24 protein-coding genes and 2 tRNA genes are annotated in these 23,627 nt (G+C 64.5%); 11 read left to right on the top strand and 15 right to left on the bottom strand.

Annotated elements, in window-relative coordinates:
- Positions 1–65: 65 nt before the first annotated feature.
- From QMA10_RS14380 to orn, 4 genes are all read right to left on the bottom strand, one after another.
- On the bottom strand, positions 66–638 hold the full coding sequence (locus tag QMA10_RS14380; protein ID WP_290169390.1) for a peptide deformylase: 573 nt from the start codon (positions 636–638) through the stop codon (positions 66–68).
- A gap of 60 nt (positions 639–698) precedes the next feature.
- Positions 699–1,856 (bottom strand): acyl-CoA dehydrogenase family protein, encoded by a 1,158-nt coding sequence (locus QMA10_RS14375; protein WP_290169388.1) that lies wholly within the window; start codon positions 1,854–1,856, stop codon positions 699–701.
- Between the two features lie 171 nt (positions 1,857–2,027).
- Positions 2,028–2,103 (bottom strand) — tRNA-His (locus tag QMA10_RS14370).
- A 142-nt stretch (positions 2,104–2,245) separates the two neighbouring features.
- A complete protein-coding gene (gene orn / locus QMA10_RS14365; protein WP_290169387.1) occupies positions 2,246–2,848 on the bottom strand; it encodes an oligoribonuclease in 603 nt (200 codons plus the stop codon).
- A gap of 398 nt (positions 2,849–3,246) precedes the next feature.
- Between orn and mptB the strand changes: the two genes are divergently transcribed.
- Positions 3,247–4,785: a polyprenol phosphomannose-dependent alpha 1,6 mannosyltransferase MptB gene (mptB, locus tag QMA10_RS14360; protein ID WP_290169385.1), complete on the top strand. Its 1,539-nt coding sequence runs from the start codon at positions 3,247–3,249 to the stop codon at positions 4,783–4,785.
- Here the strand turns inward: mptB and QMA10_RS14355 are convergent.
- Positions 4,748–6,019 carry a glycosyltransferase family 87 protein gene (locus QMA10_RS14355; protein ID WP_290169384.1) on the bottom strand — a complete coding sequence of 424 codons (1,272 nt, stop codon included), beginning with the start codon at positions 6,017–6,019 and terminating at the stop codon, positions 4,748–4,750. The two genes, mptB and QMA10_RS14355, sit on opposite strands and share 38 nt — an antisense overlap.
- 117 nt (positions 6,020–6,136) lie before the next feature.
- On the opposite strand from QMA10_RS14355, the gene QMA10_RS14350 reads away from it, so the two are divergent.
- Complete coding sequence (locus QMA10_RS14350) at positions 6,137–6,553, top strand: DUF3224 domain-containing protein (RefSeq protein ID WP_290169383.1); 417 nt, start codon at positions 6,137–6,139, stop codon at positions 6,551–6,553.
- Here QMA10_RS14350 and QMA10_RS14345 read toward each other — a convergent pair.
- The 5 genes from QMA10_RS14345 to QMA10_RS14325 form a co-directional block, all read right to left on the bottom strand.
- Positions 6,550–7,299 carry a M50 family metallopeptidase gene (locus QMA10_RS14345; protein WP_290169381.1) on the bottom strand — a complete coding sequence of 250 codons (750 nt, stop codon included), beginning with the start codon at positions 7,297–7,299 and terminating at the stop codon, positions 6,550–6,552. The genes QMA10_RS14350 and QMA10_RS14345 overlap by 4 nt on opposite strands.
- Positions 7,299–8,123, bottom strand: a complete 825-nt coding sequence (locus QMA10_RS14340; protein WP_290169419.1) for an anti-sigma factor — start codon at positions 8,121–8,123, stop codon at positions 7,299–7,301. Before QMA10_RS14340 ends, QMA10_RS14345 begins: the two co-directional genes overlap by 1 nt.
- Entirely contained in the window at positions 8,104–8,676 is a 573-nt protein-coding gene (locus QMA10_RS14335; protein WP_290169380.1) for an RNA polymerase sigma factor, read from the bottom strand. The genes QMA10_RS14340 and QMA10_RS14335 overlap by 20 nt, the downstream gene beginning before the upstream one ends.
- Positions 8,677–8,756: 80 nt before the next feature.
- On the bottom strand, positions 8,757–9,470 hold the full coding sequence (locus QMA10_RS14330; RefSeq protein ID WP_290169379.1) for a class F sortase: 714 nt from the start codon (positions 9,468–9,470) through the stop codon (positions 8,757–8,759).
- Positions 9,471–9,616: 146 nt separating this feature from the next.
- Entirely contained in the window at positions 9,617–10,435 is an 819-nt protein-coding gene (locus QMA10_RS14325; protein WP_290169378.1) for a DUF4397 domain-containing protein, read from the bottom strand.
- Positions 10,436–10,640: 205 nt separating this feature from the next.
- Here QMA10_RS14325 and QMA10_RS14320 point away from each other — a divergent pair.
- From QMA10_RS14320 to ettA, 4 genes are all read left to right on the top strand, one after another.
- Positions 10,641–10,713: transfer RNA gene (locus QMA10_RS14320), tRNA-Arg, on the top strand.
- A 353-nt stretch (positions 10,714–11,066) separates the two neighbouring features.
- Positions 11,067–11,687: a single-stranded DNA-binding protein gene (gene ssb, locus QMA10_RS14315; RefSeq protein WP_290169377.1), complete on the top strand. Its 621-nt coding sequence runs from the start codon at positions 11,067–11,069 to the stop codon at positions 11,685–11,687.
- 47 nt (positions 11,688–11,734) lie between these two features.
- Positions 11,735–12,226 (top strand): hypothetical protein, encoded by a 492-nt coding sequence (locus QMA10_RS14310; protein WP_290169375.1) that lies wholly within the window; start codon positions 11,735–11,737, stop codon positions 12,224–12,226.
- Between the two features lie 126 nt (positions 12,227–12,352).
- Positions 12,353–14,035 (top strand): energy-dependent translational throttle protein EttA, encoded by a 1,683-nt coding sequence (gene ettA, locus QMA10_RS14305; protein WP_290169373.1) that lies wholly within the window; start codon positions 12,353–12,355, stop codon positions 14,033–14,035.
- Between the two features lie 218 nt (positions 14,036–14,253).
- Here ettA and QMA10_RS14300 read toward each other — a convergent pair whose 3' ends face one another.
- Positions 14,254–15,138: an acyl-CoA thioesterase II gene (locus QMA10_RS14300; protein ID WP_290169371.1), complete on the bottom strand. Its 885-nt coding sequence runs from the start codon at positions 15,136–15,138 to the stop codon at positions 14,254–14,256.
- Positions 15,139–15,292: 154 nt separating this feature from the next.
- Between QMA10_RS14300 and QMA10_RS14295 the strand changes: the two genes are divergently transcribed.
- Both QMA10_RS14295 and QMA10_RS14290 read left to right on the top strand, forming a co-directional pair.
- Positions 15,293–15,811, top strand: coding sequence for a thioesterase family protein (locus tag QMA10_RS14295; protein ID WP_290169370.1), 519 nt, complete (start codon positions 15,293–15,295; stop codon positions 15,809–15,811).
- Positions 15,808–16,494 (top strand): hypothetical protein, encoded by a 687-nt coding sequence (locus QMA10_RS14290; RefSeq protein ID WP_290169368.1) that lies wholly within the window; start codon positions 15,808–15,810, stop codon positions 16,492–16,494. Before QMA10_RS14295 ends, QMA10_RS14290 begins: the two co-directional genes overlap by 4 nt.
- A 48-nt stretch (positions 16,495–16,542) precedes the next feature.
- Here QMA10_RS14290 and QMA10_RS14285 read toward each other — a convergent pair whose 3' ends face one another.
- Positions 16,543–16,956 carry a globin gene (locus tag QMA10_RS14285; RefSeq protein ID WP_290169418.1) on the bottom strand — a complete coding sequence of 138 codons (414 nt, stop codon included), beginning with the start codon at positions 16,954–16,956 and terminating at the stop codon, positions 16,543–16,545.
- A 26-nt stretch (positions 16,957–16,982) separates the two neighbouring features.
- Positions 16,983–17,705: a mechanosensitive ion channel domain-containing protein gene (locus QMA10_RS14280; protein WP_290169367.1), complete on the bottom strand. Its 723-nt coding sequence runs from the start codon at positions 17,703–17,705 to the stop codon at positions 16,983–16,985.
- Positions 17,706–17,801: 96 nt separating this feature from the next.
- On the opposite strand from QMA10_RS14280, the gene QMA10_RS14275 reads away from it, so the two are divergent.
- Positions 17,802–18,821, top strand: coding sequence for an NAD-dependent epimerase/dehydratase family protein (locus QMA10_RS14275; RefSeq protein ID WP_290169366.1), 1,020 nt, complete (start codon positions 17,802–17,804; stop codon positions 18,819–18,821).
- Positions 18,822–18,833: 12 nt separating this feature from the next.
- On the opposite strand, the gene QMA10_RS14270 is transcribed toward QMA10_RS14275, so the two are convergent.
- Complete coding sequence (locus QMA10_RS14270) at positions 18,834–19,310, bottom strand: OsmC family protein (RefSeq protein WP_290169365.1); 477 nt, start codon at positions 19,308–19,310, stop codon at positions 18,834–18,836.
- Between the two features lie 115 nt (positions 19,311–19,425).
- Positions 19,426–21,978: an aminopeptidase N gene (gene pepN, locus QMA10_RS14265; RefSeq protein ID WP_290169362.1), complete on the bottom strand. Its 2,553-nt coding sequence runs from the start codon at positions 21,976–21,978 to the stop codon at positions 19,426–19,428.
- A gap of 278 nt (positions 21,979–22,256) precedes the next feature.
- On the opposite strand from pepN, the gene QMA10_RS14260 reads away from it, so the two are divergent.
- Entirely contained in the window at positions 22,257–22,733 is a 477-nt protein-coding gene (locus QMA10_RS14260; RefSeq protein WP_290169360.1) for a ribose-5-phosphate isomerase, read from the top strand.
- Positions 22,733–23,620 (top strand): zinc finger domain-containing protein, encoded by an 888-nt coding sequence (locus tag QMA10_RS14255; protein ID WP_290169359.1) that lies wholly within the window; start codon positions 22,733–22,735, stop codon positions 23,618–23,620. Before QMA10_RS14260 ends, QMA10_RS14255 begins: the two co-directional genes overlap by 1 nt.
- The last annotated feature ends 7 nt before the right edge of the window (positions 23,621–23,627 follow it).

Genomic DNA, 23,627 nt, shown 5'->3' with positions numbered 1-23,627 from the left:
TCAAAGCGAAAGGCGCGTTTCCCTGTCGGGAAGCGCGCCTTTCGCTTTGGTTCAGTCCGAAGTCCCTAGTGGCCGAAAGGATCCGGATCCACACCGGGCATCCATGTCAGTCCCGGAACGTTCCAGCCGTGAGCCTTGATGGCCTTGCGTGCCTTTCGGCTCCACCGGTCATTGAGCTTGTCCACGTACAGCTTGCCGTCCAAATGGTCGTACTCGTGCTGCAGAACCCGGGCAAACCAGCCGGTCGCTTCGAATTCCAGCGGTTCGCCGTTCTCATCGAAACCGGAGATCTTCGCCCAATCGGCACGGTTCACCGGGAAGTTCTCGCCGGGGACGGACAGGCAGCCTTCAGTGTCCTCCTCGGGATCCGGTGCGGAGCCTGGAACCTTGGAGGTGATGAGCACGGGATTGATGACAACGCCGCGGTCCGGGGCGTCGTCGTCGTTCTGATAGGCGAAGGTGAAAAGGCGCAGGCCCACGCCAACCTGGGTGGCGGCCAGGCCGACGCCGTTGGCCACGTCCATGGTCTCGTACATATCCGCCACCAGGGTGCGCAGTTCGTCATCGAACTTTTCCACCGGAGCGGCTCGGCGGTGCAGAACGGGTTCGCCGTGGATAACGATGGGACGGACGGTCATTGCTGGTCTTCCTGTTGGACGGGTAGTGCTGACATGCTGTCTGTGCACCGGGGGACTTGGCTAGGCGGTGATCTGCCGGCCTATAACTTCGCGCATGATTTCTGATGTACCGCCGAAGATGGTCAGCAGCCGGGCGGCCAGGAACGCCTGGGCCACCGGGTATTCCAGGATGTAGCCGTAGCCGCCGTGCAGCTGCAGGCAGCGGTCGGTAATGGACTGGACCCGCTCGCTGGCCCAGAGTTTGGCCTTGGCCGCGGAGACGGCGTCCAGCCTGCCCTCGTTGAAAGCGAGGATTGCCGAATCCACATAGGCTTCCGTGACTTCCACTTCGGTGGCAATGTCCGCCAGGACAAACCGGCTGTTCTGGAAATCCGCGATCCGCTCGCCGAAGGCATTGCGGTTCTTCGTGTATTCCACCGTGGCCTCATAGATCTGCCGGGCGACGGCGGATGATGCGACGGCGATGGCCAGCCGGCCCTGGGGGAGCTGCCCTGCGGCGTATTCCAGGCCGCGGCCCACTTCGCCCACGAGGTTGCCCTCGGGGATGTGGACATCATCGAAGAACAGCTCGGCCGTGTCGGAGGCCTTCAGGCCCATCTTGTCCAGCTGGCCGCCGGTCTTGTAGCCCTCGGTTTTTTCCACCATGAACATGCTGAAGGAGTCTTTGGCGCCGCGGCCGGTTCCGCCGTCGGTGCGGGCAAGGACCAGGGAAGCGTCACCGCTGATCCCGTTGCCAATGAAAGTCTTCTGCCCGTTCAGCCGCCAGCCGCCGTCGTCGTCCCGCACAGCCTTGGTGCGGATGCCGCGAAGGTCGCTGCCGGCACCGGGCTCCGTCCAGGCCACTGAGGTGACCGTTTCGCCGCTGACCATCCCGGGCAGCCAGCGTTCCTTGAGGTCATCGGAACCGTATGCCAGCAGGTGGGGGAGAACCATGTCGTCATGCAGGTGGAAGGCGAGCCCGACGGCGAGGTGGTTGGCTTTGGCGAATTCCTCGTCCATGACGGCGCGGTAGCGGTAGTCCGGCATGCCGGCACCGCCAAACTCCTCCGGCACGGCAAGTCCCAGAAGCCCCTGCTCGCCGGCAGCGCGCCAGAGCTGCCGGGGCATCATGTGCTCGGCGTCCCACTGGGCGTACCCCGGAGCAACCTCGCGGGTGTTGAACTCCCTGGCAAGATCACGGAAAAGCTCGTGGTCTTCGTCGAACAATCTGCGCTCCAAGGCGGCGCCTCCTCATTGGTTGGCCGCAGTACGTTCCGGCGGCGGTGCTGCAGGCTGCCGCAGCACCGGCTGGCGGCGGCCCCATAACAAGTCAAACACAAGTCCAAACACAACAAAGGCCGCCCCGATGAACCGGGACGGCCTCTGTGAAACTGATCCTGCCAGTCTCCCTGGGGTGAGTAACGGGGGTTGAACCCGCGACCTCCTGGACCACAACCAGGCGCTCTGCCAACTGAGCTATACCCACCATGTGCCTCGGATAACATATTCGCAAAATCCAGGCGAGTGGTTTTTGCGAACTCATTTATCTGAGGCAGCGGAATCAAGCTTACACGGTTTTTGGGGCGGTCCTGACCAACTGGCGTCCAAGACCCCAAAATGTGACCGAGCTAACTTCTGATGCCCTCCGCAATCTTCTTGGCCGTGGCCGAATCCGGGCCCGGGGCAGGTACAAAGACGGCCTCGCGGTAGTACCGGAGTTCGTTGATGGAATCCACGATGTCTCCCAGTGCACGGTGGTTCCCGGTTTTCGCCGGTGCCTGGAAGTAGGCGCGCGGGTACCAGCGGCGGGCCAGTTCCTTGATGGTGGAAACGTCAATGATCCGGTAATGCAGATAGTCGATGACTTCCGGCATGTCACGGGCCAGGAACATTTTGTCGGTTCCCACGGAGTTCCCGGCCAGCTGGGCCTTCCGCGGCTCCGGCACCCACTTGGTGATGTATTCGATGACCTGGGCCTCAGCCTCGGCCATGGTCATTCCGTTGGGGAGTTCGTCCAGGAGCTTGGAAGTGGTGTGCATGTTCCGCACAAAATCACCCATCTGCGCCAGCGCAGCGTCATCGGGGCGGATGACCACATCCACTCCGTCACCCAGGATGTTCAGCTCGGAGTCCGTCACCAAGACAGCAACCTCAATGAGGGCGTCATTCTTGATGTCCAGACCGGTCATTTCACAGTCAATCCACACAAGTCGTTCATTAGTTATTGGCACAGAACCAATGTACCGCGCGGGCTGAGCGCGGGTCCGGCACAACCGCTGCCTGTCGTTGGCGCTGAACTTAGTGTCTGCAGCGTCTGGCCGGCGCCCCGCAGGCCGTACCGCCCTGCCTTGCCGTTTCGAGGGACTCCGGTCCGCGTGACGTACGCCGCATCCGCACGATCCGCCCCCCGGCGCGTTGAAGCATCCCGGCTTTGTACACCCTGCGGTGCTAATATCTTGGCTACTGACGGTCCGTGCCGCGGGGAGTTTTTCGCGTCTACCGCGGTTCCGGCGGCCGCGCTGGTTTACTGCTGGTGAGCGCTCCCAAGACGTCCGGTTTCACCGTGATGCCGGGTGTGCGCCGCTGCCGTTGGGCAAATTGTACGAACCCAAAGATTGGAACCACGCAGATGACCGCCCAGGTCCCCGCGACCGAGCCTTCGTCTCCCGGCCCGGAGCTAGCGAAAGCCACCCACCCCAACGTCGCAGTCGTCCAGGGCTTCATCGGTTCCCTCATGATGCTGGTGGGCTCGCTAGGCGTCGGGTGGCTGTCTTTGGCCTCCTACGACCTTCGCCGCAACCCGGTGATCATGTGGCTGCGGTTTGAGCCGGAGGGTGCCGTGCTCTCTGTCTTCCTGCTGGCCCTGGGCGGAATGCTTCTGGTGCGGTCCTGGCTGCGGCTGGGCCAACGCATCACCTCATGGGGCCCCGAGAGCCGTCCGGTGGTTTTGAAGGCCACGATCGCCTGGGCCGCACCCATGTGCGTGGCTCTGCCGCTCTTCAGCCGCGACGTGTTCGCATACATTGCCCAGGGCCTGGTCATGGTCAGCGGGCTGGACCCGTACAAAGACGGCTACTCCCAGATCTCCAACTATGTGCAGATCGGCGCCGATGACCTGTGGGCCCAGAGTCCCACTCCTTACGGTCCGATTTTCCTTTGGCTGGAGGAACTCGTGGTCCGGGCCACCGGCGGCCAGCCGGAATACTCCATTTTGCTGTTCCGGGTTATCTCGCTGATCGGCGTGGCGCTGTGCGTGTATTACGTGCCCAAGCTTGCCGAACTGCACAACATCAACCCCAACCGCGCGCTGTGGCTGACCACGGCAAACCCGCTGTTCCTGACCACGTTCATCGCCAGCATCCACAATGATGCGCTGATGATCGGCCTGGCTTTGGCCGGTCTCTACCTCGCCGCAACCAAGCGCGCCATTCCGGGCATTCTGCTCATTACGCTGTCCATCGGCATCAAGCCGATCACGCTGATCCTGCTGCCGTTCGCCGGGCTCATGTGGGCGGGCAAGGGTGCGTCCTGGCCGCGCAGGTTCCTCTACTGGTTCATGACCGCGGGAATCTCCCTGGGACTGCTGTGGATCCTGGGCATCGTCAACGGTCTCGGCTTCGGCTGGGTGAGTGCGCTGAGCACGCCGGGCAGCGTCTGGATCTGGTACGCGCCGGTGGGTTTCCTCGGCATGCTGGTGGCCACCCTGGGCAATGCCCTGGGCCTGCCGGGCTGGACCTTTGCCGACATCGTTCACACCCTTGGCCGTGTGGCCTCACTGCTGATTGTCTTCTGGCAGATGTTTGTGGGCGAGTACAGCCGGCTGGTCCGCCGGCTCGCCCTGGCCTTCGCCGCCGTCGTCATGCTCGCGCCCATGATCCAGTCCTGGTACGTGGTGTGGCTGATTCCGCTGTTTGCCGTGACCGGAATCCGCAACGACTGGCAGGTGAAAACGCTGTATCTTCTGGTCTCGTTCTTCATGGTGTACGCGATCAGCGATCAGCTGGACATCTGGCCGTACTTCGACTTCAGCCTCACTGCCGCCCGCCAGATCGCGGCCGTGATAGCGCTGGGCTTCGCGCTGTACCTCATCTTCCTTGACCCCAAGACCAAGGTCCTGTTCCGGAAGAAACTTACGGAGCCGTCTCCGGGCGAACTTCGGGTGCGCTGAGGGGTCGGCTGTTTCCGGCTTTCGTCAGCCGGACAATCCGCACCAGCGACCAGCCGAAGAGCACCAGCAGTGCAATGTTGCGGACCGTCAGCAGAAGGGCAACCCCAATGTTCAGGTCGTTGTAGAGCGCGGCGTAAAACATGGGGTACACCAGTGTGGTCAGGGACGCAATGGCCAGCATGAGGACCGCCGGGACACGCCAGCTGCGGCCCTCCCAGGCCACGCCTACCGCCACTACGGCGCCAAGCCACAGCATGAACTGGGGCGAGCCCACTTTGTTGAACACAATAAACGCGGCCACCAGTGCCAGCGACCCGGCAACGAGCAGCTGGCCGGCGTCGGCGCCCCGCCGCAGTGCCCAGATCAGCAGGACGACGACGGCGAGGGCTGCCGCTGCGAGCAGCGGCGTCATGAGCGCGGCCACCGGCTCGCCGAGGGCGCCGCGCACTTCGCGGGTGTTAATGATCTTGTCCTCGAAGATGTAGGCGCCGGAGTCGCCGCCGAGGATGGCCTGCCACAGGCCCGGAGTGGTGAAGGGCGCCTCCATCTGCATTCCGCGCGCGCCCTGGGCGCCGACGAAGGACAGCAGATGCCCGATACCGCCTCCTGCGATGACAATCCCGGCCATCACGGCGGACACTGCCGCGCCGGTGACCAGCAGGGTCAGCCGCCGGCGTGAGGCAACCAGAACGGCCAGGATCACGGCTGCCGGCCAGACTTTCATCCATGTGGCCAGTGACAGCAGAGCTGAGGCAACCACGGGGCGGCCCGCCAGCAGCAGCAGGCCCATGATGACCAGGGGAGCCGTGAGACCGTCGACCCGGCCCACAGCCACCGGCCCCAGCAGACCGGTCACTGCCAGCCACCAGTACGAGGCCGCATATCGGGACGGCGTTCCCGGCTTGCTGATAACTGCGACGGCGGCAGCGTTCAGCCCCGTGAAAATGGCGAACCACACCGCCTGATACGCGCCCCAGCCCAGGACCGAGGACAGGAGCATCGGCAGAAGAGCTCCGATTGGATACACCCAGTCCGTGCTGATGCCCTGCCACACACCGTCATTGATGCCCTCGAAGGCCCACAGCCGGTACAGATTTATGTCACTCAGGACTCCGCTGGAAAAGATCAGCGGGGACAATGCCGCAAAAAAAATCAAATGGACCACAGCGAACCAAATCCATAACGATTTGCGGCGCATAAAGCGCTCCTGCAAAGGGGCCGTTTTCTGCGACATTCCGGGTGGTTCTCCTTAGTTGATGCAGGTGCGGTGCGCTGTCAAGGCACAGCGACAAGGGTACCGGCGGGCGCGCCCCGGCATGCAATCCATGGCCGGACACGGGATACTGGAGGCATGACCGACGGAACAGAACAGGTAATTACGGCAGATTTTGATGTCTCGCAGTGGGAGCCCACCCCGTATCAGGTGGAAGGAACCAACAGCGAACTCTCCACTGTCCGGGCGGTGAAGATTTTCGAGGGGGACATTGTGGGAACTAGTGTTGCCGACCTGATTATGGCCGGAAATGACGTCGGTGCCGGTTACGTTTGTTCGGAGGTTTTCGCCGGATCGGTCGCGGGCCGTTCGGGCACCATGGTGATCCAGCACTGGGGTGTCGCCGAAGGTACTGCCACTGCCAGCTCCGGCCACATCATTCCCGGATCCGGCACTGACGGACTCGCTGGAATCGCCGGTAAAGCGATTTTCACGCAGACACCCGACGGCCAGCACCGGTTGGAACTGCGGGTAACGCTGCCCGAGGAGTCCTAGCCTGCCACCTGCCGCAGGCACCATAGTGCTGCGGCAGCCGATGCCGCGATCACCGCGGCAAAAGCAGAAAGCCAGAACACAGCAGGAACTCCGGTGCGCTGATAGAGGATGAAGGCGTCCGAACTGTGCAGGGAACGCCGGCGCCGGGTATGGACGCTGAGCACCTTGAACCAGTCCCGGACGGCGCCGGCGAGCAGGGCCATGCCCACGCCCAGGGTGATGCCCGAGACTGCGGGGGGCGAGGCAAACCAGACCAGCAGCACTGAAATCCCGGCGCACCCCAAGGCGATCAGCAGCCCCTGTGCGTTGCGGATAAACAACAGCGCTGCCAGCAGAACCAGGGCTCCGGCGGACAACGCAAATCCCGCCCAGCCGTTGATGGCAGCCCAGACCAGAAGCGCGCCGACAAGGGCGGGAACCGGATAACCCCAGAACCCGGTCCACGCCGCTGCGAACCGGCTGCGGCCCATGCTGTGCATCTGGCCGGAGTGGTCAAACCGCAGCTGAATCCCCTTGACCAACTGCCCGGTCATCAGGGCGGCGAAGGCGTGTCCCAGCTCGTGGACAAACGTGACGAAGAGTCCGAACCACCGCCATGCCGGCCGCGGCACGGTGAGCAGGGCCGCCCCGGCAGCAATGAGCAGCAGGGCAGGCAGCGGGACTTCCAGCGGGTCCCCGCGGGTAAAGCCTTCTGCTGCCTTCGAAAACCAGGTACTGATGATGGAGCCGGCAGTTCCTGCTTCCACTAAAGATCCAGTTGCCCGCGCAGAATGGAATCTCCGGAGTGCGCGGGATCGCCGTCGTACGGTTCGTCTGAGATGTCCACCACGGGATACTTGCTGAGGTCCAGGTCCTGCGGCAGCACGAAGTGTCCTTCGGTGCCTTCCATGGTTCCCAGACTGACCATTGACGTAGCGTCCGGAGCGAGCAGCCAAACCTCCCGGTATCCCCGGGCCGCATCGCTGCTGGACGTCACCACAAGTTCCCGCTCGCCGTCCGGAAGCTCGTCCACGACGGCGCTGCCCGTGTCCGAGTAGGACGCCAGCGGGGACAGCTCCACCGATGCGATGGCAACAGGTTTCGGATCGGACTCAAGTGTTCCCAGAGCACCCCAGGTGCCCGCTGCCGCCACAACGACGGCGGCTGCCGCAGCTGCCGACCACGCCCCGGCACGCCTGCGCCGGCGGGCTGCGTCAAGGGAGGCCACGGGCGAGCCGGAGCCTGCCGCGGTGCTGGATGCAGGCGCGCTGGACGAAGAAGCAGCGGGAGCGGACAGCGGGTCCGGCTTCAGTTCTTCATCCAGATTCAACTCGCGGTGGATGTTCTCCCACACCGAGGAGTCCGGTGCCTGGAGGGTTCCGGTCTGCCCGCCGCCGGCTGTTGCTCCGGCGGCCAATGGGTTGTCGTCCAGATGTGAGGCACCGGCCAGGCGCGCGGCAGACACCACACGGCGGAACGAATCCAAATCCGCGCTGCAGCGGGGGCAAGCCTCAAGATGGGCACGTTCCTCGTCAGTGGCTTCTTCACCCAGTGCCAGGAGGGTGAGCGCGTCATCGTGCAGGTGCTGCATCACTGACCTCCAATCTTTGCCTCAACTGGACGAGACTTCGGCGTATATGACTCTTAACGGTTCCCAGCGGCATTTCGAGCCGGTCGGCGATCTGCTGATGGGTCAGGTCCGCATGAAATGCCAGCCGGAGGATGGAACCCTGCGGTTCACCCAACCGGTCCAGCTCCGCGTCGATGACCACTTTGTCGGCAACCCGGTCGGGATGCCCCGTCTCGTCGTCGTCCTCTTCCCGGTGCTGGGCGGCGGCCAATTCCCGCATGTTTTCTTCGCGTGCCCTCGACGTGCCCATGCCGGCTGCAACATTGCGGGTTATGCCAACCAGCCAGGCCACCAGGCTGGAGCGCTCCGGGGAGTAGCTGTCCCGGTATTTCCAGGCCCGGATAAAAACTTCCTGCACTACATCATCTGCTGCTGCTGAATCGTAGAGCCGCCGCAGGGCCATCGAACGGATCAGGGGTGCAAACTGCCGGTAGGCTTCAGCGAGCGCGCTCTGATTGCCGGAAGCGAAGGCCTGATCGAGGCCTGCGTCCTCCTCCGGGGAACCAAGTGGCATCGGGTGCGGACTCCTGATCTCGGGAAGCCGGTCCTCTGCGGTGCGGCCGTCCGGCACGCCCCAAGGATCGGCAGTTTTCCCTATGATACCGGTGCCGCGGTCAAGACCACGTTATCTTCGTAGTCGTCCTCTGCCTCAAGCCATTTGCCGCCGCAGGTGACGAGTTTGAGCCGGGGTTCTCCGGTGCGGTCGAATAGCCTGTGGCCGTCCAGGCTTCGCTTGGCGATGTTCTCCACCTTCTCGGTGGCATAGCGCTGCACCGATCCGTCCTCCCGGGTAACAGTGACGATGGTGCCCGGGGGCACATCCTTGAGGCCGGCGATGGGCAGCTGCTCGGTGCGGGAATCCACGTGCGCGGCAAGTACGCTGGATCCCGCATCTGCTCCCGGGGCCGGACCGTACTTGTACCAGCCGGCTTGATAGTGGTTGTCGGGAATGGTCATCGCGCCGTTGTCCTCCACACCCACGGGCACTACCTCCAGGCTGATCCCCGTTCCCTCGACCTCGACCCGCACCGGGGCCGGGATGCTGACGGCCGGTTCCGGAGTAGCCGGGCGGACGGGGATGCTTGACGGCGCGGGAATCTGCGCGGCGGGACTGGAAGCGGGGACGGGACCGGACGGCGGGGTGGGGTCGGCGGTCTGGGTTGCAGCGGCCGTTGCCGGCGCGCTGACAGCCGCCGGGGAATCCCCTGCCGGTTCTGCCGGGGTTCCGCAGGCAGCCGTTCCTGCGGCCAGCGCACCAAGAACAGCGGCACTGGCCCAAAGTCTGCGTCCGGCGGCGGTACGGGACATGCGGCGAACTTCCAATCCAGAGGTGCGGTACAAAATGGTCGGGGGAGTCCGCCGCCGGCGGCCGGAAAACTTCTCCGGCCGCCGGCAGCGGACTTCAGCCAGCGCCCACCCGGTGTGCCGTCCGGCACGAGGGGCGGATGGAGCAGTTAGCTGCGGGCTGCGGCAGTGTGCTTGCGGCGTGCCACCGCTGCTGCGCCCACCAGGAGCATCAGCGCTGCGCCGGCACCTGCGGCCAGAGCGCCGCCGTTGCCCTCGTCAGAGGTTGCCAGTGCACCGGGGACTGCGTTCGGAGCCGATTCCATGCCGTGGATGGTCTGGGTGGCGAGGGCAAGGTTACCGTCCTCCAGCGAACCCCAGGCGTACACGAAGGTGTGGGTGCCTTCAGCCAGGGTCAGGTCTGCCGGGCCGATGACGGGATCGGTGGTTCCGGCCGCAGCCACGGACGCGGAGATGGTTCCGGCATCAACGGTCAGAGACTTCTCATCAGGGTTTTCCAGTCCGGTGATGACCGGGGTTCCGTTGGCCAGGACGTCCACGGCAGGTGCCGCGGCGTCGTGACGGACAGTCAGGCCTGCCTTGCCCGCTTCGAGCATGGACAGGTCATTTGTGTAGAAGTTGGCCGTCGGCTGACCGGTTGCATCAAGGTTGGCCACGGCGGTGTAGTTTCCGCCCGCAGCCAAATCCACCGTCACCGGACCGATGATCGGTGCCGAAGCATCGGCGGCGTCGGGCGCGGTGATCGCCAGGTCATAGCTGCCTCCGGGCAGGTCGAGCGGTCCGGCCAGGGTGCCCGGAGTGAAATCGTCGAGGGTCAGTGCACCGTTGACGTACACATCCACCGTCGTGTCGGGTATCCCGTGCAGAACCGAGAGCTGAGCAGTGTCTGCTGCTGCCGCTGGGGTCATGAAACCAACTGCGGCAGTCAAACCTGCGGCTGCTGCAAGGGCGGTGACGGTCTTACGCATGATCTCTCCTGAAGGTCGCATCTCCGCCGGCAGCGAAGAATTTATAAGTTGCTTACACTCCCTCTACTTCCGGGGCCCGCGGTTTGGATGCAAACTCATGAAAACTTTTTTCATTTATTTTTTTCGTGTCCTCCCGGGACGTGCCGGGCCCGGTCGGATACCCCGTGGATAAGCCCCTGCCGCTGCGTAGTATTATCGTGAGGTCGCCTCCGTAGCTCAGGGGATAGAGCAGGAGCCTTCTAATCTCTTGGTCGCAGGTTCGAATCCTGCCGGGGGCACAGTATTTGCAGGTGTGAACTTCTGCAGTTTTTCCGCGGTGCCGAAACGGCCGACCGGATCTCCGTACACGTCGGGAGATCCGGTCAGCGTTTCGGCACCATTGCTTTAACCGGTCGTGCCTCTTACCGCACTTGCCGCTCCGGCCGGTTGGTTCTCTGCCGGTGTTCCCTCCCCAGCGCCCTGATTGCCGCACCTCATCCACAACAGCGCCAACTGCCCCCCGTTGTTGCTGTGCACGGCCAAGACTTGCCTCAGCGGGCCGGAAGCGGCCGGCGGTGACTTCGCAGCGACCCCCATGACCCGGTTGCCCGAGCGAAGGAATCGGACCATCCATAGACAGGCAGGTAACAGCATGAGCGACACGATCACAGTCCGGGGATACGTTGCCACGGACGTTCGGAGCACCACTGCGGACAGCGGACTAGCGATTGCGGGCTTCCGCATGTGCACCACGGAGCGGCGATATGACAGGGACACCGGAAGCTGGGCGGACGGCCAAACAAACTGGTTCTCCGTGTCCCTGTTCCGCCAGTTGGCTACCAACGCCGCGTTTAGCATCCACAAAGGGGATCGGGTCATTGTCACGGGCAGGCTGAAGGTGCGGCAGTGGGTCTCGGATGACGGAAGGAGCGGTACTTCGGTGGACATTGACGCCGAGAGCGTCGGGCATGACCTGATGTGGGGTACAGCCAATTACCGTCGAAATGTGCAGAACCGGGCCGCGGGCGAGGGTGGGGCTGAGGGAAGTGAAGGTTCAGGCGGTGAGGATGCCGGGACCGGTGACCTCACCGATGACCTGCCGGCGGATTTGGACCTGGACACAGGCGAACTCGTCGGAACCACCTCAGACGAGCATTCGGGGGACGGACGTGGGGACGGACATGAGGACGGACATGAGGACCATCCGCAGGATCCCTTTGAGCCGTCCGCGAGCGGGTTGGCGGCTGCCGTGTTGTCCAAAACGAAGCACTGAGCCGTGCGCGCGGCGGGTGCGGTGCAGGGGCGTGGCAGAATAGGCGGATGATTCGCGTTCGCCGCAGCAACAGGCTCTCAGGGGTTAGTCTCTCCGTGCTCTTGATTGGCTCCGCAGGCCTGCTTGCTCCGGCGGCCGTGCCGGCGTCGCCCGCAGAGTCCCTGCAGGGCAGCGCCGCAGCCCGGGCAGTGGCCCCCGTCCACGAGGCAACCGTAGTGCCGGACGCGAACACCATGCCGCCGGGGGCAGCAGAGCGCACCCCTGAAAGCCTGACGAAGGCACTCGACGCGCTCGCCGCCGCATCGCCGAGTCCGGACCGTGCCATGATCCGGAAAGCATTCACGGAGGCCGGGTTCCCCGCTGAAACAGTGGAAGTGTCGCTGGACATTACGCCTACCGGCCTGGCCGTCGATTCCATTCGCGGAGCGGCGGCAGAGGACGGCTCCTGTTTCTTCGGAGAAGTGCGCGAAGGTGCAGTCGCGGTCAGCGTTCTGCCCGTACTGGACAGCGGATACTGTTTCGTGGGAGACCAGCGCTAGGCCGAGCACGGGACGGGCATACGGGCTGACGGCGGGGGAGTGATTCTGCCGGGCGGCCGGCTGTCCGCGGAAGTGCGTCACCGGCCAAATGGAACTTATCCGGCCTGACCCACTAGCCTTGATCCTATGGCGGAATTTATCTACACGATGACCAAGGCCCGCAAGGCCGTTGGCGACAAAGTTATCCTCGACGACGTAAGCATGTCCTTCTACCCCGGTGCCAAGATCGGCGTGGTGGGTCCCAACGGTGCGGGTAAGTCCACCATCCTCAAAATCATGGCCGGACTGGACACCCCCTCCAACGGTGAAGCACGGCTGAGTGCCGGTTACACCGTTGGCATCCTGCTCCAGGAACCACCCCTGAATGAGGAAAAGACCGTACTCGGCAACGTCCAGGAGGGCGTTGGCGAGATCTATGCCAAGATCCAGCGCTTTAACGAGATCTCCGAGGCAATGTCCGAGCCCGACGCGGACTTCGACAGCCTGCTCGAAGAAATGGGCAAGCTGCAGGAAGCCATCGATGCCGCCGACGCCTGGGATATCGATTCCCAGCTCGAGCAGGCCATGGATGCGCTGCGGTGCCCGCCGGCCGACGCCGATGTCACCCTGCTTTCCGGTGGTGAGCGCCGCCGCGTTGCGCTGTGCAAGCTGCTGCTGCAGAAGCCGGACCTCCTGCTCCTGGATGAGCCCACTAACCACCTTGACGCTGAAAGCGTGCTGTGGCTCGAGCAGCACCTGTCCGCTTACCACGGCGCCGTCCTGGCCGTGACCCACGACCGGTACTTCCTGGACCACGTTGCCCAGTGGATTGCCGAAGTGGACCGCGGACACCTCTACCCGTATGAGGGTAACTACTCCACCTACCTGGAGAAGAAGCGTGCCCGCCTCGAGGTCCAGGGCAAGAAGGACCAGAAGCTGGCCAAGCGCCTCACCGAGGAACTGGACTGGGTTCGTTCCAATGCCAAGGGCCGCCAGACCAAGTCGAAGGCCCGTCTGGCCCGGTATGAGGAAATGGCCGCCGAAGCGGACCGCACGCGCAAACTGGACTTCGAAGAGATCCAGATTCCGCCGGGCCCGCGCCTGGGCTCCCTGGTGCTGGAAGCCAAGAACCTGGAGAAGGGCTACGGTGACCGCAAGCTCATTGACGGCCTGTCCTTCTCGCTGCCGCGCAACGGCATCGTCGGCGTGATCGGTCCCAACGGTGTGGGTAAGTCCACGCTGTTCAAGACCATCGTTGGCCTTGAAGAGCTCGACGGCGGTGAGCTCAAGATTGGTGATTCGGTCAAGATTTCCTACGTCGACCAGTCCCGCGGCGGCATTGACCCCGAGAAGAGCCTGTGGGAGGTAGTCTCCGACGGCCATGACTGGATCCAGGTGGGCCAGGTGGAGATGCCTTCGCGCGCCTACGTCTCCGCCTTCGGTTTCAAGGGCCCGGACCAGCAGAAGAAGGCCGGTGTGCTCTCCGGCGGTGAGCGGAACCGCCTGAACCTGGCCATGACCCTGAAGCAGGGTGGAAACCTTCTGCTGCTCGATGAGCCCACTAACGACCTGGACGTCGAGACGCTGTCCAGCCTCGAAAACGCGCTGCTGGAATTCCCCGGCTGCGCCGTGGTGGTTTCTCACGACCGGTGGTTCCTGGACCGCGTGTCCACCCACATTCTGGCCTATGAGGGCACCGAGGAGAACCCGGCGAACTGGTACTGGTTCGAGGGTAACTTCGAAGCTTACGAGCAGAACAAGATCGAGCGGCTGGGCCCCGATGCAGCGAAGCCGCACCGCGTAACCCACCGCCGTCTGACCCGCGACTAGTACAGCGGCCGGACCGGCAACGGCAACCGGTCCGGGTGAGCCGGTTCCTGACTAACCCGGTCCTGAATCCAAGGAACCCGCCCCGTACACACGGGGCGGGTTCCTTGGTTAACGCGGTTCTGCTTTATACAGACGTTCCTGTTTTAATGACGTTCCCGAAAGCAGCAACGAGGTTCCTGCCGGGACGGGCCGGCGCGAGGTCCTGACCGGCGCCGCCGTTACGCCTGTTCCGGAATGCGGATCATGCCTTCCTGCGCCACAGTGGCTACGAGCTCGCCGGCACGGTTGAAAATCCTGCCGCTGGCCAGTCCGCGGGCTCCGGAAGCACTCGGTGATTCCTGGACGTAGAGCAGCCAGTCATCCACCCGCAGCGGGCGGTGCCACCACATGGCGTGGTCGAGGCTGGCCACCGACATGCCGCGGGCGGACCATGCCAGGCCATGCCGGCGCAAAACAGACTCCAAGAGGGTGTAATCACTGGCATAGGCCAGGGCCGCACGGTGCAGGTTCTGATCATCCGGCATCGGCCCGAAGGCCTTCATCCAGACAGCGTTGCGGGCCACCTTCTCCGGTCCGGCTTCGAAATACACCGGCTTTTCCACGTGCCGGATGTCCATCGGCCGCTCGTGGGACCAGGCCTTGGCCACGGGATGATCGATGCCTTCAAGCAGCTCCGCAGTGGTCGGAAGGGACTCCGGCTCCGGAATTCCGTCCGGCATTTCCACCTGGTGGTCCAGCCCTTCGCCCGGCTCCTGGAAGGAGGAAATCATGGAGAGGATGGGAACGCCGTTTTGGTACGCATGCGTTCGCCGGGCCGAGAAGGACCGGCCGTCACGCAACCGCTGCACACCGAAGGTAATGGGAATGTCAGTGTCTCCGGGCCGCAGGAAATAGCCGTGCATCGAGTGCATCAGGCGTCCGGGTTCCACGGTCCGCGCGGCGGCCACGAGCGACTGGCCGAGCACCTGCCCGCCAAACACCCGTTTCCGCGGTTCCTGTTGTGAGCCGCCCACAAAGATGTCCTCATCCGTTTGCGCGCCGTCGGCAGGGCTGAGGTTCAGCAGGCTCAGCAGGGAAGCGGTGGGATCGACGGTGTCGGCCATGGGTGGTTGGTCTCCTTGGACAAAAGAAAAAGATGCACTGGTGTTGGCCCCGAAAGTGTCCCGGGGCCCCCTTCGAGATTAGACGTACCCTCCGGCCACACCCAAGCCGGAGCAGGAATGCGCGGCTGCCCGCAGCGTTTGAGAGGATGGGGTTATGCCTATGAATCGCTTTCCCGTCCAGCTGCGCTTTGGTGACGAGGATTCCAACGGTCACGTGAACAACGTGCGCTTTGTCCAATTCCTGGAAGAAGCACGGGTGCGCCTGAGCCTCCTGCCGCTTGGCGCGGAACTTAGCCCGGCTGAACCGTCCGAAACTTTCCGGTCACTGACCTCCCGGACCGGGATGACGCTGGTGGCACATCAGGAGATTGAATACCGTGCCCCGCTGGTCTATCGCCGGGAGCCGGTGTGGGTTGAGGTCTGGGTGACCGGAATCGGCGGTTCCAGCCTCACCTACGGCTTCCGCATCGCCGACGACGACGGCGGCACGGTCTACGCCCTCGCCGAATGCACGCTGGTCATGGCCGATGCGGAAACAGGCCGTCCCGCGGCTCTGTCCGATCTGCAGATTCGGGTGCTGGAGAGCTGGCGCGGGGACCCCGTGCCGTTCCGGAAAAGCAGGCAGGCCAACGCCGGCAGCACGATGTCCGCACCCGCGGGAGTAAACCGATGACCGCGGCCGCTGCAGCCCAGGCGTCCACGGAACTGGTCCTGGCGGACCCCCAGGTCACAGCAGACCTGAGGACCTTCGTGGTGCGCGCCAGGGCGGCGGAGGACGGCGCGGTGCGGCTGCAGGCAGTGGGATCCGTGCTGGCTGCCTATGTTTGTGTTCTCCGGCCTCGTGCACTGGGAGAGAACACACCCACCGTGCTGGGCATGCGGACGATGCCGCTCGCCGCCGAGGCCCGGCTTGATACGGCAGTTTCCCTGGCCTCAGTGGCGGACCGGCTGGCCCGCATGGGGGAGACGGACACCGTGCTGCCGGTGCCGCCCATGACGGTGACCGAAAGCTGGACCGGTGTGGGAGCGCCGCGGAGCGGGTGGGAACGCGGCGACGATGTCCCCTACAAACTGCTGGAACAGTCCGCGCACCGGGGCATCAAGGAGGTTGCTGCGCTGGTTCCGGCCAGCTCCGGAGCGCCGCTGGTCCAGACTGCACGCGGTGCCGTCTGGGGGCAGCAGCTGCCGGACGTGGCTGCGCCCATCCCGGCCGGTGCGGCGTTTGCGGCGCTGACCCTGGGCTTCCTTCCCGCCGGATCGGACGGGGCTGCCGCGGCCTTCCGCTGCGGCCGTTGGATCCGGCTGAGCATGCCCCGGGGCCACGTGCTGATCCGATCGGCCGCGGTCCTGGCTTGACGGCGGCGGGCCGGGGCGGGATCCGCCCAGCCCGCTGAACCTGCCGGGCTAGGCGGAATTAACCATCGAGTGCGCGGCACGCTCCAGATAATCCCACAGCGTTGCTTCGTGCAGCGGCGAGAGATCCAGGGCGTCGACGGCGTCGCGCATGTGTTTCAGCCAGGCGTCCCGGGCCTGGGGCGTGACGGCGAAGGGCATGTGCCGCATCCGCAGCCGCGGGTGTCCGCGCTGCTCCGAGTAGGTCTTGGGGCCGCCCCAGTACTGCTCCAGGAATCCCAGCAAACGGTCCTTGGCTGCGGTCAGGTCTTCTTCCGGATACATGGGCCGCATCAGCGGATCCTCAGCGACGCCGTCGTAGAAGACGTCAACAAGTTTGACGAAGGTTGGATGTCCGCCCACGGCCTCGTAGAAGTTCTCCGTATAGGCTGGCTGCGTAAAGGCAGGCTGGACGGACAGCGGCATGGACGGCCGGTTCTCGGACGGTGTGCTCACAGTTTTTTCCCCTTGAATGAATCGGCAGGTGCGGCCGGCGCAGCTTCGGCGGGAGCGGCAGCGGTGTTGCTGACGGCAACCCGGCCCGCGGTACCCTCTTCGGAAACCTCTTCAGGCTCCCGGTAATTCCCCTGCGAGCGGTTGCCCACCTTGGCCAGCTCCCCGTTGCGGATGTACCAGATCACGCCGCGGCCGTCGACCACGCGGGTGATGCGGATGCCCACTGACTGCACGGTTCCCACGGTGTCGCCTACTTCAATCACATCGCCGATCCCGTACTGGTCCTCGATGGTGATGAAGAACCCGGCCAGGGCATCGCGGATCAGCTCGCGGGCACCAAAACCAAGGGTGATGCCGACAATTCCGACGCTGGCAATCAAGGGAGCAACGTCGATGCCGATGGCCTTAAGCACCATGATGATCACGGTGGTCCAGATGAACAGGCTCACGGCGCTGCGCAGAAGCGCCCCAATGGTGTCCGCGCGCTGGGCGCGGCGTTTCTTGTCCAGGGTGCGCATGACGGGCTGGGCCCATTTCAGCTTCGAGGAGCTGAAGAGCGCATATCCCTTCTGCGCGCGCTGGACTACGCGGTTGATCAGGAACCTTGCGGCCGTCCAGATGAGCAGGCCGGCCAGGATGATGAACCCGGCCTGGATCAGCCCGGACCAGTCAAAGTCCATGGGGACGGATGGGGCGTCGACTTCTGCGGCGGTCAGCAACGGACGGGTACCGTCCCTTTCGTGTGATGGAGCTTCTCTGCCGTGTTGGCAACCAAGCTGCGGGCACAAACAAGGCTACCGGGATAGGCTCCCAACATGCGCATCCTTATTCTTGGTGGAACCCGTTTCCTGTCCCGTGAAGTTGCCCGGCAGGCCGTTGCCCGCGGTCATGACGTGACATGTCTGGCCCGGGGGGAATCCGGGCCGCCCGTCACCGGCGCTGCCTTTGTCCAGGGCGACCGCGACGCGGGTTTGTCCGCCTATGAGGGGCTCGGCGGCGCGTGGGACGCAGTGATTGACTTCGCCCGAAAACCGCAGCAGGTTCAGGAAGCCCTGAGCGCACTGGCAGAGCACGCCGCATATTGGTCCCTGGTGTCCACAGCCTCGGTGTATTCGTCCCATGACACCCCCGGCGAAGACGAAAGCGCTGTCCTTGTTCCGGCAATGGCCTCTGATGACGGAGTGTTCCCGGACCCCGCCGACAACGAATACGGTGCCGGCAAGGTTGCCTGTGAAGAGCTGGTCCGGGAGCTGGGGCCGGCGAACGTCCTGGTGACCCGGCCCGGCCTGATCGCCGGCCCCGAGGATGAGAGTGACCGGTTTGGCTACTGGCCCGCCCGTGTGGCCCAGGAACGCAGCCCGGTCCTGATCCCCGACATGGCAGAGGCCGTGACACAGACCATTGACGTACGGGATCTGGCGCTGTGGCTGGTCACCGGAGCGGAAGACACCCGGACCGGAACCTACAACGCCATGGGCCCCTCGGTTCCTTTTGGTGAGCTCCTGACGCTCTCCACGGCTGCTTCGGGCTACCACGGCAGTTTCCGCACAGCCGATCCGCAGTGGCTGCATGAGCAGGGAGTTGCCTACTGGGCCGGAAACGAATCCCTGCCGTTGTGGATGCCGGAAGGATATGAGGGGTTCTCCACACGGTCGAACGCTGCTGCCCTCGCTGCCGGACTTGAGCTCCGGCCCGTTGAGCACACCGTCCGTGACGTTCTTGCCGATGAGGAAGCCAGGGGGCTGCACCGGGAGCGTAAATCCGGACTGTCTGCTGCCCGCGAAACGTCCCTGCTGGCCGCACTGGATCAGGCGGACGCCCACGGCCGGAACTAGCAGGCAGCGGGTTCAGTCCGCGGCGGTGATTTCGGGCTCGTGCAGCACCGGAAAATTCACGCTCCGGGCGATGAAGCACAGACGGTTGGCCTCCGCGTGCAGCTCCAAGGCGGTGTGTACCGGGTTGCCCGCGGCAACGGTGACCCGGGGCCGGAGCACGGCTCCGGTGAACTCACCGCTTCCGTCCCGGTTCAGGCGCAGCGTGCCTTCGGCGTCGTCGGCGTAAGCCACCACAGTGATGCCGTGCTTCACTGCCACGTGCAGATAGGACAGCATGTGGCACTGCGAGAGTGCCGTGAGCAGCAGCTGTTCGGGGTTCCACCGGTCCCGGTCGCCGTGGAAGGTGGGATCGGCGGTGCCGGCCAGGTCCGGGAGGCCGGGGGCACGGATAACGTGGTCGCGGCCGTAGCCGCGGTAGGAGGAGGTGCCGCTGCCCCGGTTCCCCGTCCATTCCAGGGAGACGCCGTACCGGTGTTCGGAGAGGTTCATCGTTGCTGGGGCTCCTTGGATGCGGGAGGTATAACAAGCGGACGGCGGCGGTGTCCCGGGATCTGCCCGGGACACCGCCGCGGTGTTGGTTGGCTGAACAGGTGGTACGCGGGTGTTACTGGTCCGCGGCCTGGGCCTTCAGGGCACGGACGACTCCGTCGCGGCTTTCCAGCAGGAGCCGGCGCAGCGAGGGAGCTTCGTCGCCCAGTGACGCCAGGAACTCATCAGTGGCATCCACTGTGGCCTGAGTGGTCAGCCGGGACGGGTACAGCCCGGTGACGATCTGCTGGGCAATTTCATGCGTCCGGGTATTCCAGACTTCACGCACTGACGAGAAGTACTTCTCGGCGTAGGGTTCCAGCAGCGCCGTGTCCTGTACACGGCTGAAACCGACAATTGCCGAACGCTGGGCCGCGTTGGGCATATCGGTGCGCTCCACGATGGCTTCCCATGCTGCGGCCTTGGCTTCAGCGGCGGGAAGGGCTGCCCGCGCCATGGCGGCAGCCAGCTGGCCGGTTGCCGTGGCATCCTTGTCCAGCTCCGCTGCGATGTCCGCCTCGCCCAGACGGCCGCCCGCCACCAGCCCGGTCAGCAGTTCCCAGCGCAGGTCGGCGTCGATCTGCAGGCCCTCCAGCGTGCGGTTCCCGGAAAGCAGCCCGGCCAGCGTGTCCAGGTGCCCGTCCGTCACTGCATGTCCGGCGAAGGACTTGACGAACTGCAGCTGGGAATCCGACCCGGGGGCTGCTGCGGCTGCCAGTTCCCACAGGCTGTCCGCAGCGGCGGCCATCATGGCCTCGCGGTCCTTCGGGGCCACGTAGAAGGCCAGGGTGGTGGCGAGCTGGCGCAGGAGCACCTGGACCACCGAAGAATCGGACTCGGAGCCAATGTTCTTCAGCACCAGTTCCACATAGCTGCGGGCCGGGGTCTCGCCGTCGCGCGCGGCGTCCCAGGCGGAAGCCCACACCAGGGTGCGGGGCAGCGACTCGGCAATGTCACGCAGCCGTCGGACGGCGGTGTCTTCGGACTCCGGATCCAGGCGGATCTTGGCGTAGGCCAGGTCATCATCATTGAGCAGGATAAGATCCGGCCGTTTCCGTCCCGCGAGCTCGGCAACGTCGGTGCGTTCGCCGTTGACATCCAGCTCCACCCGGTGGGTGCGGTGCAGCTTTCCGTCCTCGCCGCTGTCGTAGAAACCAATGGCGAGCCGGTGCGGGCGAAGCGTGGGGTATTCGGCCACGGCGCTCTGGAGGACAGCGAACGAGGTGATCACGCCGTCGTCGTCCACTTCCAGGTCAGGACGCAGGGTGTTCACGCCCGCAGTCTCAAGCCACAGCTCGGACCACTGTTTCAGGTCGCGGCCGCTGGCCGCCTCCAGCTCCGACAGCAGGTCCTTGAGCTCGGTGTTGCCCCAGGCATGCTTGCCGAAATACCGGCGGACACCGGCCATGAACTGGTCCTGGCCAACCCAGGCGACCAGCTGCTTGAGCACGGAGGCGCCCTTTGCGTAGGTGATGCCGTCGAAGTTCACCTGCACGTCTTCAAGGTCGCGGATTTCGGCAACGATCGGGTGGGTGGTGGGCAGCTGGTCCTGGCGGTAGGCCCAGGCCTTCTCCATGGACGCAAACGTGGTCCAGGACTGCTTGAACTCAGTGGCGTCGGCGGCTGCCAGTGTAGACATGAACTCGGCAAAGGACTCGTTCAGCCACAGGTCGTTCCACCAGCGCATGGTGACCAGGTCGCCGAACCACATGTGGGCCAGTTCGTGCAGGATGGTGATGGCACGGCGCTCCACCGTGGCGTCGGGCACCCGGGAGCGGAAGACATAGCTTTCCAGGAAGGTCACGGCGCCGGCATTCTCCATGGCTCCGGCATTGAATTCCGGGACGAACAGCTGGTCGTACTTCTCAAACGGGTACGGCGTTCCGAATTGTGCTTCGTAGAACTCGAAGCCCTGCCGGGTCAATTCGAAAACATTCTCGGCATCCAGGTGCTGCATGAGCGATTTGCGGGCAAACACGCCCAGCGGAATGACCCGGCCGTCGGAGCTCGTGAGTTCGCTGCGCACTGACTGGTACGGTCCGGCGATCAGCGCGGTGATGTAGGACGAAATCCGGGGAGTGGGTTCAAAGGACCAGGTGGCGTTCCTGCCGCCCTCTTCCAGCGAGCCGGCCGGCACCGGTTCCGGGGTGGGGGAGTTGGAGATGACATCCCAGTGCGACGGCGCCGTGACGGTGAAACGGAAGGTCGCCTTCAGGTCGGGCTGCTCAAAGACGGTGAACATACGGCGGGAATCCGGCACCTCAAACTGGGAGTAGAGGTATACCTCGTTGTCCACCGGGTCCACGAAGCGGTGCAGCCCTTCGCCCGTGTTCATGTAGAGGGCGTCTGCCTCCACCACGAGTTCATTGGTGGCGGCAAGGTTCGGCAGCTGGATACGGACGCCGTCGGACACCTCGGCGGGATCCAGGTCAACACCGTTCAGCGTGACGCGGCGAACTGATGCCGTCACGGCATCAATAAATGTGGAGGCGCCCTGCCGTGCGGAGAACCGCACCACAGTGGTGCTGCCGAAGACCTCGTCTCCGCGGGTGAGGTCCAGATTCACGTCATAGGAATCGACGCTGATCAGTTCTGCTCTTTCACGGGCTTCTGAGCGCGTGAGATTCATACCTGGCAAGGTGTTGCCTTTCCAATATGTGTGAAGTGGAGTCCGCCGTCGCCGTATTGCAGCCCAGTGGAGCTCGCCCTAACGGCTGATAACAATTGCAACATTGTCTCACTGCTTAGCGCCGGGAACGGAAAGGAACCGCGGATTATCCGGCAAAAGAGTGCAGGTTTCCGGGTCCGCGCGCACCATGACGCGAGCGGCCGGAGCATTGTTTGTGCCTGCCGGTCACGGGCTAGGCTTGAAGGGCAGGATTTCGACTCACAGAAAACGGATGGAACATGCGCGTCCATATTGCAACCGACCACGCGGGCATGGAACTCAGTGCCCACCTTCTTGCCCACCTCCGGGAGAAGGGGTACGAGATGGTAGACCACGGTCCGCAGGTTTACGACGCCGAGGATGACTACCCCGCGTTCTGCATTGCAGCAGCCGAGGCCGTAGTGGTTGACCGGCAAAGCGGTGTTGATGCGCTGGGGATCGTGCTTGGCGGTTCCGGCAACGGCGAGCAGATTGCGGCCAACAAGGTCCGCGGCGTCCGTGCCGCGCTCGCCTGGAACCTGTCCACGGCCAAGCTTGCCCGTGAGCACAATGACGCGAACGTCATCGCCGTGGGCGGCCGCCAGCACACGGTTGAGGAAGCCACCGAGATCATTGAAGCCTTCCTCGCGGAGCCCTACAGCAACGCCGAACGGCACAACCGCCGCATTGCGAAGATTGCCGAGTACGAGACCACCGGTACCATCGCGGACTCCTGATGCCTGAAGGGCATTCCATCCACCGGCTGGCCCGGCAGTTCACCTCGGTGTTTGCCGGCCACCGGCTGGAAGTATCCAGCCCGCAGGGACGGTTCGCCGCTGGTGCGGCCCGCCTGGACGGGCAGGTTCTGACGGGCGCTGCGGCGCACGGCAAGCAGCTGTTTTTGGCGTTCGGCAACGAGCTGTACCTGCGCATCCACCTTGGCCTGTACGGGGCCTTTGACTTCGGCGGAGACTCCACATTCCTTGGTGCCTCCAGCATTGGCGCTCCGCGGAAGGTGGGGGAGCGGGAAATAGCGTCCGACGACGACGGCGGCACCTACGCGGGTCCGCCGCCTCCCAGGGGCGCCGTCCGCGTGCGGCTGGTGTCCGGGCACGGCTGGGCCGATCTCCGGGGTCCCACTGCCTGCGAGGTCATCACGGATGCCGAGCGTGCCGCCGTCGTGGCCCGTCTGGGACCTGACCCCCTTCAGGACGAAGCCGACGGTGCCGAGTTCGTGACGCGGCTGCGGAGGAAGGGCTCTCCGGTGGGCCTGCTGCTCATGAACCAGGAAATCCTGGCCGGAGTAGGCAATGTCTACCGTGCCGAGGTGCTGTTCCGGCAGCGGATCTCCCCCTTCCGGCTGGGACGGGACGTGGCGGAGGGCGAAGCAGCGGACCTGTGGAAGGACATTGCGTCTGTCATGAGTGACGGCGTTGCCGAGGGCAGGATCATCACCACCCTGCCGGCGGACCGGGACAGCGGTGCTGTACCCGTTCCGGTGGAAGAGGCCCATTACGTGTACAAGCGGACCGGATTGCCGTGCCGCCGCTGCGGGACGCCGGTTGCAGGAACCGAAATGGGTGCCCGGAAACTCTACTGGTGCCCGGTCTGCCAGGAACGCTGAACTGCCG

The organism is Arthrobacter sp. APC 3897 (assembly GCF_030407495.1).
Taxonomy (GTDB): domain Bacteria; phylum Actinomycetota; class Actinomycetes; order Actinomycetales; family Micrococcaceae; genus Arthrobacter_B.
The sequence above is the reverse complement of the archived record's forward strand: the minus strand, read 5'-3'. Positions and strand labels throughout refer to the sequence as shown.

What these genes read in the sequence shown, in the direction of transcription:
- QMA10_RS14380 (WP_290169390.1), bottom strand. Translation starts at nt 638, where the DNA reads ATGACCGTCCGTCCCATCGTTATCCACGGCGAACCCGTTCTGCACCGC.
- mptB (WP_290169385.1), top strand. Translation starts at nt 3,247, where the DNA reads ATGACCGCCCAGGTCCCCGCGACCGAGCCTTCGTCTCCCGGCCCGGAG.
- QMA10_RS14355 (WP_290169384.1), bottom strand. Translation starts at nt 6,019, where the DNA reads ATGTCGCAGAAAACGGCCCCTTTGCAGGAGCGCTTTATGCGCCGCAAA.
- QMA10_RS14350 (WP_290169383.1), top strand. Translation starts at nt 6,137, where the DNA reads ATGACCGACGGAACAGAACAGGTAATTACGGCAGATTTTGATGTCTCG.
- QMA10_RS14340 (WP_290169419.1), bottom strand. Translation starts at nt 8,123, where the DNA reads ATGCAGCACCTGCACGATGACGCGCTCACCCTCCTGGCACTGGGTGAA.
- QMA10_RS14335 (WP_290169380.1), bottom strand. Translation starts at nt 8,676, where the DNA reads ATGCCACTTGGTTCCCCGGAGGAGGACGCAGGCCTCGATCAGGCCTTC.
- QMA10_RS14330 (WP_290169379.1), bottom strand. Translation starts at nt 9,470, where the DNA reads ATGTCCCGTACCGCCGCCGGACGCAGACTTTGGGCCAGTGCCGCTGTT.
- QMA10_RS14325 (WP_290169378.1), bottom strand. Translation starts at nt 10,435, where the DNA reads ATGCGTAAGACCGTCACCGCCCTTGCAGCAGCCGCAGGTTTGACTGCC.
- ssb (WP_290169377.1), top strand. Translation starts at nt 11,067, where the DNA reads ATGAGCGACACGATCACAGTCCGGGGATACGTTGCCACGGACGTTCGG.
- QMA10_RS14310 (WP_290169375.1), top strand. Translation starts at nt 11,735, where the DNA reads ATGATTCGCGTTCGCCGCAGCAACAGGCTCTCAGGGGTTAGTCTCTCC.
- ettA (WP_290169373.1), top strand. Translation starts at nt 12,353, where the DNA reads ATGGCGGAATTTATCTACACGATGACCAAGGCCCGCAAGGCCGTTGGC.
- QMA10_RS14300 (WP_290169371.1), bottom strand. Translation starts at nt 15,138, where the DNA reads ATGGCCGACACCGTCGATCCCACCGCTTCCCTGCTGAGCCTGCTGAAC.
- QMA10_RS14295 (WP_290169370.1), top strand. Translation starts at nt 15,293, where the DNA reads ATGCCTATGAATCGCTTTCCCGTCCAGCTGCGCTTTGGTGACGAGGAT.
- QMA10_RS14290 (WP_290169368.1), top strand. Translation starts at nt 15,808, where the DNA reads ATGACCGCGGCCGCTGCAGCCCAGGCGTCCACGGAACTGGTCCTGGCG.
- QMA10_RS14285 (WP_290169418.1), bottom strand. Translation starts at nt 16,956, where the DNA reads ATGCCGCTGTCCGTCCAGCCTGCCTTTACGCAGCCAGCCTATACGGAG.
- QMA10_RS14275 (WP_290169366.1), top strand. Translation starts at nt 17,802, where the DNA reads ATGCGCATCCTTATTCTTGGTGGAACCCGTTTCCTGTCCCGTGAAGTT.
- QMA10_RS14270 (WP_290169365.1), bottom strand. Translation starts at nt 19,310, where the DNA reads ATGAACCTCTCCGAACACCGGTACGGCGTCTCCCTGGAATGGACGGGG.
- pepN (WP_290169362.1), bottom strand. Translation starts at nt 21,978, where the DNA reads ATGAATCTCACGCGCTCAGAAGCCCGTGAAAGAGCAGAACTGATCAGC.
- QMA10_RS14260 (WP_290169360.1), top strand. Translation starts at nt 22,257, where the DNA reads ATGCGCGTCCATATTGCAACCGACCACGCGGGCATGGAACTCAGTGCC.
- QMA10_RS14255 (WP_290169359.1), top strand. Translation starts at nt 22,733, where the DNA reads ATGCCTGAAGGGCATTCCATCCACCGGCTGGCCCGGCAGTTCACCTCG.